Genomic DNA, 15,302 nt, shown 5'->3' on the forward strand with positions numbered 1-15,302 from the left:
CCGGCCGCTTCCGGGCGGCCCCCGGGGTCTTGCGGCCGGGCCGGGCCCGGCCGGTGAGCGGCGGGGGCCGGCCGGGCCCGGCCCGGAGGCGTTACGTCCCGGTGGCCGCCGGGCGGCGCAGCAGCGCGCGGATCGGGCGCCACGGTTCCGGGACGCCGAGCAGCGTGGTGACAGCGTTGTCGGGGGCGGTACGCCATATCAGGCCGTCGGGGTGGTGCAGGACCGCGGTGATCTCGTCCGGGCTGGGCGGGGCCGCGTTGCCCCGCAGGTAGACGGCGCGCAGACCCAGGTTGCGGAGCCTGGTCAGGGCTCGGGCGCGGTTCTGGGCGAGGACGAGGACACGGACGGCGGCGGCACCGTCGGCGGCGGGGCTGGGCAGGTTCAGCGCCACCACCACCGAGCCGTTCGGTAGCTTGCAGAAACCTCCTGCGGCCATGCGGTCACACCCCCGTGCGTGTCGATGTCGAGGCGGTCGTCCTCGGGACTGTCAATAAGAAGGGCACAGGAGGCACCTAAACACGATCGGCGGCAACCCGCCAGAGGGTTGCCGCCGATACGCTTCTGACCTGGTAGAACGTCGACTACTTGGTCGACGGACCCACCTTCACGGTGACCGTCGAGCCGCCCAGGGGCTCACTGACGATCTTGATCGAGGTGTTGGTGTCAGTGATCTTGACGCCGGCCAGCGGGTTCGACGCGTCGTAGTAGGTCGACCTGCCGTCGTCGAAGACCGGGACGCCCGGACGGGCCTTGATCTTCGTGGCGACGTCGGCCTTGTGCAGCGTGATCGCGTCGGTCGGGTACCAGCTGAAGGTGGAGTCGAAGGCCTGGACGCGGTTGCGCATCAGGGTGCCGTCGGACCACTTCAGCGGGGTCGGGTGCGAGTCGATCGGGAGGATCAGGCCCTCACCCGGGTGCTGGCTGGTGTTGTCGTCGGCCTGGGAGGTGTCCCACTTCCAGATCAACAGGCCGTTCTGGTACGGGTAGTGCTCCACCCAGTCCGGACGGGTCGTCGAGAAGCCGTAGTTGTACGGGCCGACCTTGAGGACCTTGTCGTACGAGACGTACTGACGGTTCTCGGCGATGTAGTACTGCGCGTAGTCGTCCGTGATGGCCGCGCCGATGCGGGTGAAGCCGTTGGCCGTCCACGCGGCGTCCGCGCTCTCCGCGTCGTCGGAGAACAGGGCGGCGCCGTCCGCGGTCACCGTGATCTCGTCGGCCGCGAAGCCCTTCTGGGCCACGCCGCCGTCGGTGGCGTAGCGGAAGCGGACGTCGATCTTCTGGCCCGCGTAGGCGTCCAGGGAGTACGTCAGCTTCTGGTAGGCGTCGACCGTGCCGGTGAGGGCGGGCTTGCCGCTGCCGTCCCGCGGGACGGCCGAGCCGTCGGCCAGCTTGCCGTCGATCGGCGTCCAGTCGGAGCCGTCCGTGGACACCTCGGTGTAGAGGTAGTCGTAGTCGGTCTCGATGTCCCACCAGCCGTCCAGCGACAGCGCCGCCGTCGACCTGCCGGTCAGGTCGACCGAGCGGGTCAGGGTGTTGCGCAGGTCGTCACCGCTGCCGCTCCACCACTGCGTGGCGCCCTGGGCCGGCGCGACGACCTCGGTGGTGACCGTCTTCTCCGGCAGGGAGACGATGAGGGCCTGCGGGTTCTTGGTGTTGTACTCCGCGACGCCCAGCGTGTGCCGGGACTTCACGCCCGCCTTGGCGACCTCGTAGTCCAGCCAGCCGAGCTGGAGCTTGTCCCAGGCGTTCATGTCGCCGGGCAGGTCACCGATGGAGTCCTTGCCGGTGCCGAGCCAGGAACCGGAGGACATCAGCGTCCAGAAGCCGGTGGAGTTCTCGCCGCCCGCCGTGTCGTACTCGTCGGGCAGGCCGAGGTCGTGGCCGTACTCGTGGGCGAAGACGCCCAGGCCGCCGTTCTCCGGCTGGATGGTGTAGTCGCCGACCCAGATGCCGGTGTCGCCGATCTGGGTGCCGCCGAGCTTGTTGGTGTCCGGGCCGGTGGAGCCGGCGTCGGTGCCGAAGGCGTACCAGCGGTGGGCCCAGATGGCGTCCTCGCCCTGGGCGCCGCCGCCCGCGGACTCGTCCTCGCCGGCGTGCACGATCTGGAAGTGGTCGATGTAGCCGTCGGACTCGTTGAAGTCGCCGTCGCCGTCGTAGTCGTAGCGGTCCCACTGGTCGTACTCGGCCAGCTCGGCCTTGATCTCGGCGGCGGTGTCACCGGCGGCCTCGCGCTCGGCGACCCAGGCGTTGACGCCGTCCTGCACGGCGTACCAGGCGCCGGTGGAGGCGTCGTTGGAGCCGTAACGGGCCTCGTTGTAGGGGACCTTGACCCAGTCGGTGACCTCGCCGTCGACCGAGTAGCGGCCCGAGGACTGCTTCTCGTAGTACTTCTTCAGCGACTCGGTGCCCTTGGCGGTGCCGAAGTACAGGTCCTGGAAGTGCTTCTGGTCGTAGTCCGCCTGCCAGGCGGTGCTGTTGTCCTTGGTGCGGTCCGGCTGCGCGATCTGGTTGTGCAGCGGGCCGGGGGTGCCGCCGTAGCGGCTGTCTATCCGGTCGCCGAACTCGACGAGGATCGTGAAGATCTTGTCGGTCTTCTCGCGGCCGAGTTCGACGTACTTGCTCTCGCCCTTGCGGCTGTCGAGCTGGACGACCTGGGAGCCGTCCCGGTTCTTGACCGTGGCTTCGCCGGAGATGACCTGCTCGAGGGCTTCCTCGCGCTGGGCCTCCTGCGTCTTGCTGAGCGGCCCGTCGAAGTCGTGCTCACGGGTCTTGGCCGGCTGCGGGTCGTGCCGGTCCACCGCCGGGGTGTCGGCCGGCGCGTTGTCGGCGGCCTGTGCCACGGCGAACGTCGAGAACGTCGCCGAGGCCGCCGCGAGGGCGACGACCGTGGCGGCCGTCCTGAACGTCCAGGATCTGCTGGTCACTTGATTGCCTCCCCTAACGCGTGCCGGACGCGCGGAAGGGGGATCCATGTCAAGGGAAGTCCGCGCGCGGTTATACGCGTGTAGTCAAGTGACGCCATTTGACTACTGCTTCACCGGAAAAGACAGACCTTGACTTGAACAGGTCAACGCATTATTGGAAGCTCGCGTTCGCATTGCGGACACGTGACGATCATGTGACGGGCGCGCGGTCCCGTCCGGCAGGTGGACGCCATGACTCCGTGCGCCCCCCGTGCACCGGCACCGTGTGTCGGCTCACGCTTACCGCTCGTTCCCGTCGGGCATGCAGCCGAATAGAGTCGAGACCGCCCCCGCTTCCGAGGACACGATTGCCATGCCTCGTCCGACCGTCGCACAGCTCACGTACGGTTCCTGCACCGTCATCCTCTCGACGCTCGCCATGCTGCTGCTGTCACAGGCGAGTTCGGGCTCGCTCGTCGTGGTCGTCGCCGTCACCTCGCTCGCCCTCGGCGTACTCGTCGCCATGACGCTCCCGACGCCGGGCCACCGGGCCACCGTCACCGTGGCGCGCTCCACCGTGGACGAGCCCGTACCCGCCTCGGTCGCCGCGGCACCCGAGCCGGTCCGGGAGCCGTCGACACGTTGAACGGCACGGCGGGAAGGGCCCCGCACCCATGAGGAACGGGGCCTTCCCGCCGTACTGACGCGCCGTCAGCCGGTGCTGACCACCACCGTCTTGGCGGCCTTGTCGTGCAGACCCTGCTTGTAGGGCTTGTCGAAGAAGCTCCAGCCCCCGCAGATCGCCGTCCACAGGCAGGCGCAGCAGAACGCGAACGGCACCCACAGCACGAGGGCGCGCACCAGCGAGGTCTGCACGGAGGGCGTGGAGCCGTTGTCGAGATCGGCCACGCGCAGGCCCAGCCACTTCTTGCCCAGAGTGCGGCCGGACCTGGCGGTCATGAAGGTGTCGTAGGCGATGTACAGCACGGCGGCCACGACGGACTGGGCGAGGGACTTGCCGACCTGGACGTCGCCCGCGTCGTACTCGTTGACCCCGAAGCCCCACGTCAGCAGCCACACGACGACCGCCACCAGAATCATGTCGATGATCCGGGCCAGCGTGCGTCTGCCGCTGTCGGCGAGCGGGGGCATCCCGGAGAGCGGGTCCGCGGGGTAACCGCCGTAGGGGTCACCGCCGTAGGGCCCGCCGCCGCCGAACGGCGGCTGCCGCCCACCCCCGTACGGCGGCGGCTGCCCGCCCGCACCGCCGGACGGGCTGTCGTACGGCGAACCCTGCGGGCCCTGCCCCGGCCCGTGCGGCGGCTGTTTCCTGAACGGATCGTCCTCCGGCGGCTCGCCGCCGGAGCCGGGGGGCGGTTCGGTCGTCATGGCCCGAGTCGAACGCGAACCGCCCGCCGCCGCATCCGGCGAGCGGCCGTCCGGGGGTACGGCATCCGTGGACCGGTTCCGGCCGGGGCGCTACCCCGCCACGAACGTGTGCGCCGCCTTGTCGTGCCAGCACTGGCGCCACGGCCTGTCGAACAGGCCCCACACGATGCCGACGATCCCGACGGCGAGGAGGCCCGGGACGCTGTAGACGAGCCAGCGGCGCAGGGCGCGGCCGAACGACGGGGGCTGGTGGCCCTCGATGTCCCGCACCTCCAGGCCGAACAGCTTCTTGCCCAGGGTCCGGCCCCACCTGGCGGTCGGCAGCGCCTCGTACACGACGCCGAAGCAGAGCAGGACGGCCAGGACCACGCCGAGGTACGCCGACGTGGTGCCGTCCAGCAGCCAGACCGTGACGGTCTCGCCGGTGAGTTCGGCCGCGTCGATCTTGTCGTTGACGTGCTCGACCGCCTTCAGGCCGAGCGGGACCGCCGCCGCGCCGGTGACGGCCGCGAGGACGAGCGTGTCGACGAGCCGCGCGCCCAGCCTCCTGCCGAGCCCGGCGGGACGCGCCGCCGCCTGCCGGCGGGCGGCGGCCTGGAACACGTCGTCCACCGGCGGCTTCCACGGCGTCACGGGCTGATCGTCCCCGGCGCCCGCGAGCCGGTGCACCTGCTGCGCCCAGGACTGCTGTCCGCCTCCGGGCCCCGCGGCCATGGGCGCGGCGCCGCCGCCCGGCCCGGCCGCCCGGCCCCCGTCGGCCTGCTCGGGGAAGCCGGGGGCGCCCGGGGCGCCGGCCGGGTGCGGAGCGCCGGGGACAGGCGGCGCGGAGACGCCGGGGGTGGCCCTCTGGGGGCCGGGGAAGGGCTGGGCGTCTTGTGCGGGCACGGCCTGGGGGGCGGGCACGGCCTGCGGGGCGGGAGTTGCAGGGGCCACGGGGGCGGCCTGCGCGGCGGGAACGCTCTGCGCGGGCACGGCCTGAGCCGCCGCGGCACGGTCGGCGGCGGCCTTGCCCGCGCCGAATCCGGGCTTGCCGGGCGCGTCGGACGCACCGGCCACACCCGAACCCGCCACGGCGAAACCGGCACCGGCATCGCCCGGCCCCCCGGAGCCCGGCGGGCCGAAGACCCCGGCACCGGCCCCCGCACCGGGCTCACCGGTGGCACCGGCGGAGCCGCTCGCGCCGCCCACGCCCACGGGACCCTGGGGGCCGGCGCCCGCCTGGTCCGGGGTGCGCGGGGACGGCGTGCGGAAGGTCATCGTGCCCTCGTCCGTGGCCGCGGGGCCCACGGTCGGGCGGCGGGACATGAAGGTGGCGTCCGGCGCGGCGTCGGGCGGTGTCGTGCGGGGGTCCGGGGTCCGGGCGCTGCCCCAGGAGACACGGCGGTCCTGGTCGCCGCCGAAGCCGGACTGGTGGGAGCGGTCGGCGCCCCACGCGGAGGCCGGTTCGGGCCGGCTGCCGTACTGCTGCGGGTCCTCGTCGAAGAAGTGCGGGCCCGTCTCCTCGACGGAGGCCGGGGCCGAAGCCGATGCCGGGGCGGGGGACGAAGCCGGGGCCGGGGCCGGAGACGCTCCCGGAGCGGCGAGCGGTTCGCCGCCGGACGGCGCCGGCCGGCTGGTGCCGGGCACCCAGGAGGCGCCGTTCCAGTACCGGACGTAGCCGGGGATGGACGGGTCCGGGTAGTACCCCTCGCGGGGGCTGTCGTCGCCTGGTGCCGGGGTTGGGGCGCTCATGTCCGTCGTCCCGTATCTGCTCGGGGGTGGGATGGGGGCCTCCACATCTATCAGACGGGCGCAACTCCCATCGCCGGTCCGGCCGGACCCACTCCTTTCCGGGCAACGGTGTGCACGCGACGCACACGTTCGGACCGTTCGCGAAAAAGTTCCCCGAACCCGCGTAACGATCGAATCCGAAGTCGCTCTCCCCCGCGTACGCATCAGTAGCGAGAGGAGAACGGACATGCACCACACCGTGGTGGAACGGGAGCTGGAACTGCGGCTGGTCCTGTCGCCGGAGCGCAGTGTCGCGGTCCCGGCGCGGCTCGGCTACCGCAGCGACGACCCCTTCGCCGTCCACGTCAGCTTCCACATCGACTCGGAGTGCCCCGTCCACTGGACGTTCGCCCGCGAACTCCTCGTGGAGGGCGTGTTCCGGCCGTGCGGGTACGGGGACGTGCGGGTGTGGCCGACGAAGGCGGACGGGCGCGGCGTCGTCCTGATGGCGCTCAGTTCACCCGACGGCGACGCCCTGCTCGAGGCGCCCGCGGCCCAGGTGTCGGCCTGGCTGGAGCGGACGCTGCGGGCGGTGCCGCCGGGGACCGAGGGCGGGCGGCTCGGCGTCGACGAGGCGCTGGCCGAGCTGCTCGCCCCCCTTCCGGCGGACGACCTGCGGCCGTGCGACCCGTGGCCGTCGGACGAGTCGGAGGACGGTGAATGACGGCGCGCGGCTCAGAACAGCTTGCCGGGGTTGAGGATGCCCAGCGGGTCGAAGACCTGCTTGATCCGCCGCTGCATCTCCACTCCGACGGGGCCCAGTTCGCGCGCCAGCCACTCCTTCTTCAGCACGCCCACGCCGTGCTCGCCGGTGATGGTGCCGCCCAGTTCCAGGCCGAGCGCCATGATCTCGTCGAAGGACTCGCGGGCGCGCCGTGCCTCGTCGGGGTCGGCCGCGTCGAAGCAGACGGTGGGGTGGGTGTTGCCGTCGCCCGCGTGGGCGCAGACCCCGATGGTGAGGCGGTGCTTCCCGGCGATGCGCTCGACGCCTTCGAGCATGTCGCCGAGGCGGGAGCGGGGCACGCACACGTCGTCGATCATCGTCGTGCCCTTGACCGCCTCGAGGGCCACCAGCGCGGACCGCCGGGCCTGGAGGAGGAGCTCGGACTCGGCGGCGTCCTCGGCGGGGACGACCTGGGTGGCGCCGGCGGCCTCGCACAGCGCGCCGACGGCGGCGAGGTCGGCGGCCGGGTCCGGGGTGTCGAAGGCGGCGAGGAGGAGCGCCTCGGTGGTCTCCGGCAGGCCCATGCGGGTCAGCTCGTTGACCGCCCTGACCGTCGTACGGTCCATCAGTTCGAGGAGGGAGGGGACGTGGCCGTCGGCCATGATGCGGCAGACGGCGTCGCAGGCGGCGCCGGCGGAAGCGAACTCGGCGGCCAGGACCAGCTGCCGCGGCGGCTGCGGCTTCAGCGCCAGGGTGGCGCGGACGACGACGCCGAGGGAACCCTCGGAGCCGACGAACAGGCGGGTGAGGTCGTACCCGGCGACGCCCTTCGCGGTGCGGCGGCCGGTGGACATCAGCCGTCCGTCGGCGAGGACGACGTCCAGGCCGAGGACGTACTCGGCGGTGACGCCGTACTTCACGCAGCACAGACCGCCGGAGGCGGTGCCGATGTTGCCGCCGATCGTGCACGTCTCCCAGCTGGAGGGGTCCGGCGGGTAGTACAGGCCGTGTTCGCCCACCGCGCGGGAGAGCACGGCGTTGACGACCCCCGGTTCGACGACGGCGACCCGGTCGACGGGGTTGATCTCCAGGATGCGGTCCATCTTCGTCAGGGAGAGGACCAGGCAGCCGTCGGAGGCGTTGGCGGCGCCCGACAGACCGGTGCGGGCGCCCTGCGGGACGACCGGGACGCGCAGCTCGGTGGCGGTGCGCAGGACGTGCTGGACCTGTTCGACCGTGCGCGGCAGCACGACGGCGGCCGGGGTGCCGGCCGGGCAGAAGCTCGCCATGTCGTGGGCGTAGGCGGCCGTGACGTCGGGGTCGGTGAGGACCGCCTCGGCGGGCAGGCCGTCGAGCAGTCGGTCGAGGAGGTTGCCGGTCACCTCGTCGCGAGGGGCTTCGATGCGGCTCATGATCACAGCGTCGCACCCGCCGCCATCGGTGTGAACCCCGTCTGCGGCACCCGGCCGATACCGGCACGCGGTCGTCGCCCTGGCGCACAGTGAGCGCCATGGAGAGCGCTACCGAGACCGCCGACGCCGCTGCCCAAGACCCCGCCGCCGCCGGCGCCGCAGCCCCCGGGACGCGGTCCGGGGCGGGGAGGGCCCGCTCCCGGCTGCGCCGGCGGGTGCTGACCGGCTCGGCGGCCGGCGGCCTCGTGCTGGGCGGGGTCCTGCTGTGCCTGCCCGGCGAGGAGACGGGCCGGCCGGCGCCGGGGCCCGCTCCGGGAGCGCGGGCGCAGGCGGCGGTCCGGACCGGGGCGGCGGCCGCGCTGCCCGATCTGGCGGTGCTGATCGGCGAGCGCGAGGCGCGGGTGCGCGCCCGTCCGCAGGACGCCCGCTCCTGGGCGGTCCTCGGCGCGGCCTACGTCGAGCACGGCCGGCGCACCGCCGACGCGGCCGCCCTCTACCCCAAGGCCGAACGGGCGCTGCGGACCTCCCTGTCGGTGCGTCCCGCGGGGAACACCGAGGCCCTGGTCGGGCTGGCCGCCCTGGCCAACGCCCGTCGGGACTTCCCGGCCGCGCGGTCCTGGGGCGAGGCCGCGCGCAAGAGGGCTCCGAAGCGCTGGACGGTGTATCCGCAGCTGATCGACGCCTACACCGGGCTCGGCGACCACAGGAAGGCGAGAGCCGCGCTGGACCGGCTGCTGGAACTGCGCTCGGGACCGGCGGCGCTGGGGCGGGCGGCGGCCGTCTACCGCGACGAGGGCCGGCGCGAGGACGCGGCGGCCGCGCTGTCGGACGCGGCGGCCGGGGCGACTGCTCCCGCCGAGCGGGCGGCCTGGCTGGAGCGGGCCGGGCAGCTCGCCTTCGAGCGCGGTGACCGGGAGCCGGCGCTGCGGTACTTCCAGGAGGCGGTGCGGCTCGACCCCGACCAGCGGGCCGCGCAGGCCGGACGGGGGCGGGCGCTGGCGGCGCTGGGCCGGACCTCGGAGGCGCTGGCCGCGTACCAGGCGGCCCTGGCCGGGCAGCCGCTGCCGCAGTACGCGCTGGAGCTGGGCGAGCTGTACGAGTCGCTGGGGATGCCCCGGGCGGCGCGCGTGCGGTACGACCTGCTGCGCGAGCGGGTCCGGCGGGAGGCGGCGGGCGGGGTGGACGGGGCGCTGGTGCTGGGCCGGTTCGAGGCCGACCACGGCGATCCGGCGGCGGCCGTGCGGCGGCTGCTCGCACAGTGGCGGCGCCAGCCGGGGATCGAGGTCGCCGACGCGCTGGGCTGGGCCCTGCACCGGGCCGGGCGGCACGAGGAGGGGCTGCGGTACGCCGTGATCGCCACCGACCGGGCGCACGAGGGCACGGTGCGCAGCGCGTCGTACCTCTGGCACCGGGGCATGATCGAGAGGCAGTTGCGGCGGGAGGGGGCGGCGCGGCGGCATCTGGAGGAGGCGCTGCGGATCAACCCGTACTTCTCCCCGCTGCACGCGCGGACGGCCCGCACGGCGCTGGTGGCGCTGGGCGAGCCGTCGGTGGCGCGGGTGCCGGACCTCTCGTGACCGGCCACCGGTGGTGACCGGCCACCGGTATCCGGTGGGCGGCGGCTGCTAGAGGTTGCCGCGCTTGGCCTGCTCGCGTTCGATCGCCTCGAAGAGGGCCTTGAAGTTGCCCTTGCCGAAGCCCATCGAGCCGTGGCGCTCGATGATCTCGAAGAAGACGGTCGGCTTGTCCTGGACCGGCTTGGTGAAGATCTGGAGCAGGTAGCCGTCCTCGTCGCGGTCGGCGAGGATCTTCAGCTCGCGCAGGGTCTCGACGGGGACGCGGGTGTCGCCGACCCACTCGCCGAGGGTGTCGTAGTACGAGTCGGGGGTGTCGAGGAACTGGACGCCGGCGGCGCGCATGGTGCGGACCGTCTGGACGATGTCGCCCGTGTTGAGCGCGATGTGCTGGACGCCCGCGCCGCCGTAGAACTCCAGGTACTCGTCGATCTGCGACTTCTTCTTCGCGATCGCGGGCTCGTTGATCGGGAACTTGACCTTGAGCGTGCCGTCGGCGACGACCTTCGACATGAGGGCGCTGTACTCGGTGGCGATGTCGTCGCCCACGAACTCCTTCATGTTGGTGAAGCCCATGACGTTGTTGTAGAACTCCACCCACTCGTTCATCCGGCCGAGTTCGACGTTGCCGACGCAGTGGTCGATCGCCTGGAAGGTGCGGTGGGCGGGCGGCTCGACGATCGGGTCCGCGGCCACGTAGCCGGGCAGGTAGGGGCCGTCGTAGCCGCCGCGCTCGACGAGGGTGTGGCGGGTCTCGCCGTAGGTGGCGATCGCGGCCAGCACCACGGTGCCGTGCTCGTCCTTCAGCTCGTACGGTTCGGCGACCGAGCGGGCGCCGTGTTCGAGGGCGTAGGCGTAGGCGGCGCGGGCGTCCGGGACCTCGATGGCGAGGTCGACGACGCCGTCGCCGTGCTCGGCCACGTGCCGGTCGAGGAAGTGGCCCCAGGCGGTGGCGGGCTTGATCACCGAGGTCAGGACGAAGCGGGCGGAGCCGTTCTCCAGGACGTAGGAGGCGGTCTCGCGGCTGCCGTTCTCCGGTCCGGAGTAGGCGACCAGCTGCATGCCGAAGGCGGTGGAGTAGTAGTGCGCGGCCTGCTTGGCGTTGCCCACGGCGAAGACGACCGCGTCCATTCCCTTCACCGGGAAGGGGTCGGCCTGCCGGGCGGTGTCGGGGGTGTGGTGTGTGGTCTGCGTCATGGCCGAAGCGTCGCGCCACCCTGCAAGGTGCGCAATAGTTCGTCACACCACTGGTCAGTCTGCCCAGTGGTACGGCGGTCGTGGCGGCTTTTCTGTACAGGGTGACCATCTCGGAGGCGGGCGTGGCGATCGATCATCTGGACGGGCGGATCATCGTGCTGCTGGCGCGGGAGCCGCGGATCGGTGTGCTGGAGATGTCACGGCGGCTGGGTGTCGCCCGGGGGACGGCACAGGCGCGGCTGGACCGGCTTCAGTCGAACGGAGTCATCCGCGGATTCGGCCCCGAGGTGGACCCGGCGGCACTCGGCTACCCGGTCACCGCGTTCGCCACACTGCAGATCCGGCAGGGGCAAGGCGCCGACGTACGGGCCCACTTGGCGTCCGTGCCGGAGGTGCTGGAACTGCACACCACCACCGGCACCGGGGACATGCTGTGCCGTCTGGTGGCCCGCTCCAACGCCGATCTCCAACGGGTCATCGACCGGGTCGTCGGCTTTGATGGCATTGTCCGGGCCTCCACCGCGATCGTGATGGAGAACCCCGTGCCCCTGCGGATCATCCCGCTGGTGGAGCAGGCCGCGGACGATCGGGAAGGACCGGGCCGGACGACGGGGTGAGGGCGTGTGAGCTTCTGGGAGTACCTGGGCAACCGACACCAGCAGCTGCTCACCGACGCCTACCAGCACGCCAGCGTCGTCTTCCAGTGCATGGTCCTGGCCACCCTGATCGGCGTACTGCTCGGGGTCGCCACCTACCGCAGCGACTGGGCCGGCAACCTCGCCACCACGGCCACCTCCACCATCCTCACCGTCCCGTCCCTGGCCATGATCGGTCTGCTGATCCCGGTGGTGGGCCTGGGCGTGCCGCCGACGGTGATCGCGCTGACGCTGTACGGGCTGCTGCCGATCGTGCGGAACTCCGTCGTGGGGCTGCGGGGCGTCGACCCGTCCCTGGTGGACGCGGCCAGGGGCATCGGGATGTCCGGCGTGATGCGGCTGGCACGGGTCGAGCTGCCGCTGGCGTGGCCGCCGATCCTGACCGGCATCCGGGTCTCCACCCAGATGCTGATGGGCATCGCCGCCATCGCCGCCTACGCATCCGGGCCCGGCCTCGGCAACGAGATCTTCCGCGGCCTGGCCTCCCTGGGCAGCAAGAACGCGCTCAACCAGGTCCTCGCGGGCACGCTCGGCATCATCGTGCTGGCCCTGCTGTTCGACGCCGCCTACGTCGTCGTCGGCCGGCTGACGATTCCGAGGGGGATCCGTGTCTGAGTCCCACGGCGCCGCGATCGAGCTGGAGAACCTCACCAAGCGCTACCCGGGCGGTGCGGCTCCCGCCGTGGACAACGTGAACATGGAGATCAAGGCGGGCGAGATCGTCATCTTCGTCGGGCCGTCCGGCTGCGGGAAGTCGACAACCCTGAAGATGATCAACCGGCTGATCGAGCCGAGCGGCGGCCGGATCCGCATCGGCGGCGAGGACGTCACCGACATCGATCCGGTGAAGCTGCGCCGCAAGGTCGGTTACGCCATCCAGGCGTCCGGGCTGTTCCCGCACATGACGGTCGCGCAGAACATCGCGCTGGTGCCGGGGATGATCGGCTGGCCGAAGGGGCGGATCAGGGACCGGGTGGAGGAGATGCTCGACCTGGTCGGTCTGGACCCCGGGGAGTTCCGCCACCGGTATCCGCGCCAGCTGTCCGGTGGTCAGCAGCAGCGGGTCGGCGTGGCACGGGCGCTGGCGGCCGATCCGCCGGTGCTGCTGATGGACGAGCCGTTCGGCGCCGTGGACCCCATCACCCGCGACCACCTCCAGGACGAGCTGATCCGGCTCCAGCACGAGCTGCACAAGACGATCGTGTTCGTCACCCACGACTTCGACGAGGCGATCAAGCTGGGCGACCGGATCGCGGTGCTGCGCGAGCGCTCGCACATCGCCCAGTTCGACACCCCGGAGGCGATCCTCACCAACCCGGCGGACGACTTCGTGTCCGGGTTCGTGGGCGCCGGCGCGGCGCTGAAGCGGCTCAACCTCACGCGCGTACGGGACGTGGAGATCACCGGGTGTCCGACGGTGACCGTCGACGACCCGCTGCAGACCGTCTTCAACCGGATCCGCTCCAGCGGGACGAACGAGATCCTGTTGCTGGACAAGCGCGGCCGGCCCTACAAGTGGCTGCGGCGCGGCGACCTGATGCGGGCCAAGGGCTCGCTGGCCCGCGCCGGCACGCTGGTGACCGACACGGTGACGCGGGACGCGACGCTGCGGGACGCCCTGGAGGCGGTCCTCACCGACAACACCGGGCGGGTCGCGGTGACCGGGCGGCGCGGCGAGTACACCGGGGTCGTCGACATGGAGACGCTGATGAACTCGGTGCACGAACTGCTGGAGGCCGACCGGCTGGAGGCGCTGGAGGCCCAGCACGAACTGGAGGAGGCCCGAGCCGCGCAGACGCACGCGGAGCAGGAGGGCCCCGGCGGGGAGGCGACGACGTGAGCACCTCCGAGCTGGACGACCGGCCGGCCCGGGAGGAGCCCCCGGCTCCGCCGCCCGCTCCCCCGCGCCGCCGCATCGGCTGGCCGAAGCTGACCCTCGTGCCCGCGTTCGTGGTCGCGATGCTGCTCGCCACCTGGCTGTGGTTCGCGCAGGCGGACCTGGACACCGTCTCCGAGAACGCGCTGGCCGGCCGGCAGGTGTCCAAGGCGCTGTGGCAGCACATCGAGCTGACGGTGATCTCGACCTTCTTCGTCCTGATCATCGCGATCCCGCTGGGCATCGCGCTGACCCGGCCGGCCTTCCGCAAGGCCACCCCGGTCGCGATGGCCTTCGCCAACATGGGCCAGGCCACCCCCGCGATCGGCCTGCTCGCCCTGCTGGTGATCTGGCTGGGCATCGGCCGCCGGGCGGCCCTGATCGGGATCATCGCCTACGCCGTCCTGCCGGTGCTCTCCAACACCATCGCCGGCCTGAAGGCGAACGACCCGACGCTGCTGGAGGCCGCCCGCGGCATCGGCATGTCCCCGCTCGGGGTGCTCACCCGTGTGGAACTGCCGCTGGCGGTGCCGCTCATCCTCGCCGGTGTCCGTACGGCGCTCGTCCTGAACGTCGGCACGGCCACCCTGGCGACCTTCGGCGGGGGCGGCGGACTGGGCGTGCTGATCACCGCCGGCATCACCAACCAGCGCATGCCGGTGCTGGTGCTGGGCTCCGTCCTGACCGTGGCGCTGGCCCTGCTCGTCGACTGGCTGGCCTCACTGGCCGAGGTGCTGCTGCGGCCGCGCGGTCTGGAGGTGGGGCAGTGAGAGGGACGCCGTGCGTCCTCGCGGTGCTGCTGGTGCTGGCCTCCGGCTGCGGGCTGACCAGCGGCTCCCCCATGGTCGACGACGTCTCCCCCGGCTCGATCGGCAAGGGGGAGCCGCTCAAGGGCGCCGATCTCACCGTGACGTCGAAGTCGTTCACCGAGAGCCTCGTCCTCGGCGCGATGCTGGGCATCGCCTTCGAGGCGGCGGGCGCGGACGTCCTGGACCGCACCGGCATCCAGGGGTCCATCGGCGGCCGCGAGGCGATCCGCAAGGGCGACGCCGACGCCATGTACGAGTACACGGGCACCGCCTGGATCACGTACCAGGGCAACAGCCGGCCCATCACCGACCCGCAGCGGCAGTGGGAGGCGGTGCGGGACGCCGACGTGCGCAACGGGGTGACCTGGCTGCCGCAGTCCCGGCTCAACAACACCTATGCGCTGGCGATGAACCAGGCCAACCACAAGAAGTACGGCACGAAGACGCTGTCGGAGGTGGCCGCGCTGTCCCGGTCCGACCCGAAGGCCGTCACGCTGTGCGTGGAGGGCGAGTTCGCCAACCGCGCGGACGGGCTGCCGGGCATGCAGAAGGCGTACGGCATGGACGTGCCGGCGGGCCGGATCACGCAGATGGACACCGGGATCATCTACACGCAGACGGCGAAGGGGAGTTGCACCTACGGGGAGGTGTTCACCACCGACGGCCGCATCAAGTCCATGAACCTGGTGGTGATGGCCGACGACAGGAAGTTCTTCCCCAACTACAACGCGGCGCCAGTGATCAACACCGAAACCTTCGAGAAGTGGCCGGCCATCGCCGAGGTCGTCGACCCGGTGACCGCCAGGCTGGACAACGCGGTGGCGCAGGAACTGAACGCGAAGGTGGACGTGGACGGGGAGGACCCGCATCAGGTCGCGCTGGACTGGATGAAGGCGGAGGGATTCGTGAAGTAGGGGGCGCCTTCCGTTCCTGTGGCGGATTCCGTGGGGAACCTGTGATCGCCCTGCACGATTTTCGACTCATATCGCGCGGAGAACTTTCAGAATTGACCGGAAACCGACGCTCCGCCCGGCCCGTCACACCCTCCG

Annotated in this window: 14 protein-coding genes; 8 read left to right on the top strand and 6 right to left on the bottom strand. The window is 72.1% G+C overall.

The window, feature by feature from the left end; all coding sequences use genetic code 11:
* Positions 1-91: 91 nt before the first annotated feature.
* Together AB0N31_RS16090 and AB0N31_RS16095 are read right to left on the bottom strand one after the other, a co-directional pair.
* Entirely contained in the window at positions 92-436 is a 345-nt protein-coding gene (locus AB0N31_RS16090) for a hypothetical protein (RefSeq protein WP_366058987.1), read from the bottom strand.
* Positions 437-581: 145 nt separating this feature from the next.
* Positions 582-2,927 carry an immune inhibitor A domain-containing protein gene (locus AB0N31_RS16095; RefSeq protein ID WP_366058988.1) on the bottom strand — a complete coding sequence of 782 codons (2,346 nt, stop codon included), beginning with the start codon at positions 2,925-2,927 and terminating at the stop codon, positions 582-584.
* Positions 2,928-3,279: 352 nt separating this feature from the next.
* Here AB0N31_RS16095 and AB0N31_RS16100 point away from each other — a divergent pair, with 352 nt between their 5' ends.
* Positions 3,280-3,552, top strand: a complete 273-nt coding sequence (locus AB0N31_RS16100) for a hypothetical protein (protein ID WP_366058989.1) — start codon at positions 3,280-3,282, stop codon at positions 3,550-3,552.
* Positions 3,553-3,617: 65 nt separating this feature from the next.
* Here AB0N31_RS16100 and AB0N31_RS16105 read toward each other — a convergent pair whose 3' ends face one another.
* Complete coding sequence (locus AB0N31_RS16105; RefSeq protein ID WP_366058990.1) at positions 3,618-4,295, bottom strand: RDD family protein; 678 nt, start codon at positions 4,293-4,295, stop codon at positions 3,618-3,620.
* Between the two features lie 90 nt (positions 4,296-4,385).
* Positions 4,386-6,026, bottom strand: coding sequence for an RDD family protein (locus tag AB0N31_RS16110; protein WP_366058991.1), 1,641 nt, complete (start codon positions 6,024-6,026; stop codon positions 4,386-4,388).
* A 226-nt stretch (positions 6,027-6,252) separates the two neighbouring features.
* Between AB0N31_RS16110 and AB0N31_RS16115 the strand changes: the two genes are divergently transcribed.
* The gene (locus AB0N31_RS16115; RefSeq protein ID WP_366058992.1) at positions 6,253-6,729 is read left to right on the top strand and encodes an SsgA family sporulation/cell division regulator; all 477 of its coding nucleotides are present in this window, start codon (positions 6,253-6,255) and stop codon (positions 6,727-6,729) included.
* An 11-nt stretch (positions 6,730-6,740) separates the two neighbouring features.
* Here the strand turns inward: AB0N31_RS16115 and AB0N31_RS16120 are convergent, their stop codons facing one another.
* Entirely contained in the window at positions 6,741-8,147 is a 1,407-nt protein-coding gene (locus tag AB0N31_RS16120; protein WP_366058993.1) for an FAD-linked oxidase C-terminal domain-containing protein, read from the bottom strand.
* A gap of 92 nt (positions 8,148-8,239) precedes the next feature.
* Here AB0N31_RS16120 and AB0N31_RS16125 point away from each other — a divergent pair, with 92 nt between their 5' ends.
* The gene (locus tag AB0N31_RS16125; protein WP_366058994.1) at positions 8,240-9,718 is read left to right on the top strand and encodes a tetratricopeptide repeat protein; all 1,479 of its coding nucleotides are present in this window, start codon (positions 8,240-8,242) and stop codon (positions 9,716-9,718) included.
* 48 nt (positions 9,719-9,766) lie between these two features.
* Here AB0N31_RS16125 and hppD read toward each other — a convergent pair whose 3' ends face one another.
* Entirely contained in the window at positions 9,767-10,912 is a 1,146-nt protein-coding gene (gene hppD, locus AB0N31_RS16130) for a 4-hydroxyphenylpyruvate dioxygenase (protein WP_366058995.1), read from the bottom strand.
* A gap of 122 nt (positions 10,913-11,034) precedes the next feature.
* Here hppD and AB0N31_RS16135 point away from each other — a divergent pair, with 122 nt between their 5' ends.
* From AB0N31_RS16135 to AB0N31_RS16155, 5 genes are all read left to right on the top strand, one after another.
* On the top strand, positions 11,035-11,529 hold the full coding sequence (locus tag AB0N31_RS16135) for an Lrp/AsnC family transcriptional regulator (protein WP_363088623.1): 495 nt from the start codon (positions 11,035-11,037) through the stop codon (positions 11,527-11,529).
* A 6-nt stretch (positions 11,530-11,535) separates the two neighbouring features.
* Positions 11,536-12,183, top strand: coding sequence for an ABC transporter permease (locus tag AB0N31_RS16140; protein WP_366058996.1), 648 nt, complete (start codon positions 11,536-11,538; stop codon positions 12,181-12,183).
* Positions 12,176-13,408, top strand: coding sequence for a betaine/proline/choline family ABC transporter ATP-binding protein (locus AB0N31_RS16145; protein ID WP_366058997.1), 1,233 nt, complete (start codon positions 12,176-12,178; stop codon positions 13,406-13,408). Before AB0N31_RS16140 ends, AB0N31_RS16145 begins: the two co-directional genes overlap by 8 nt.
* Positions 13,405-14,214 (top strand): ABC transporter permease, encoded by an 810-nt coding sequence (locus tag AB0N31_RS16150; RefSeq protein WP_366058998.1) that lies wholly within the window; start codon positions 13,405-13,407, stop codon positions 14,212-14,214. Before AB0N31_RS16145 ends, AB0N31_RS16150 begins: the two co-directional genes overlap by 4 nt.
* Positions 14,215-14,285: 71 nt before the next feature.
* Positions 14,286-15,167: a glycine betaine ABC transporter substrate-binding protein gene (locus tag AB0N31_RS16155; protein ID WP_366059031.1), complete on the top strand. Its 882-nt coding sequence runs from the start codon at positions 14,286-14,288 to the stop codon at positions 15,165-15,167.
* The last annotated feature ends 135 nt before the right edge of the window (positions 15,168-15,302 follow it).

Source organism: Streptomyces sp. NPDC051051, from assembly GCF_040682975.1.
In the GTDB taxonomy this organism is placed as follows: Bacteria; Actinomycetota; Actinomycetes; order Streptomycetales; family Streptomycetaceae; genus Streptomyces.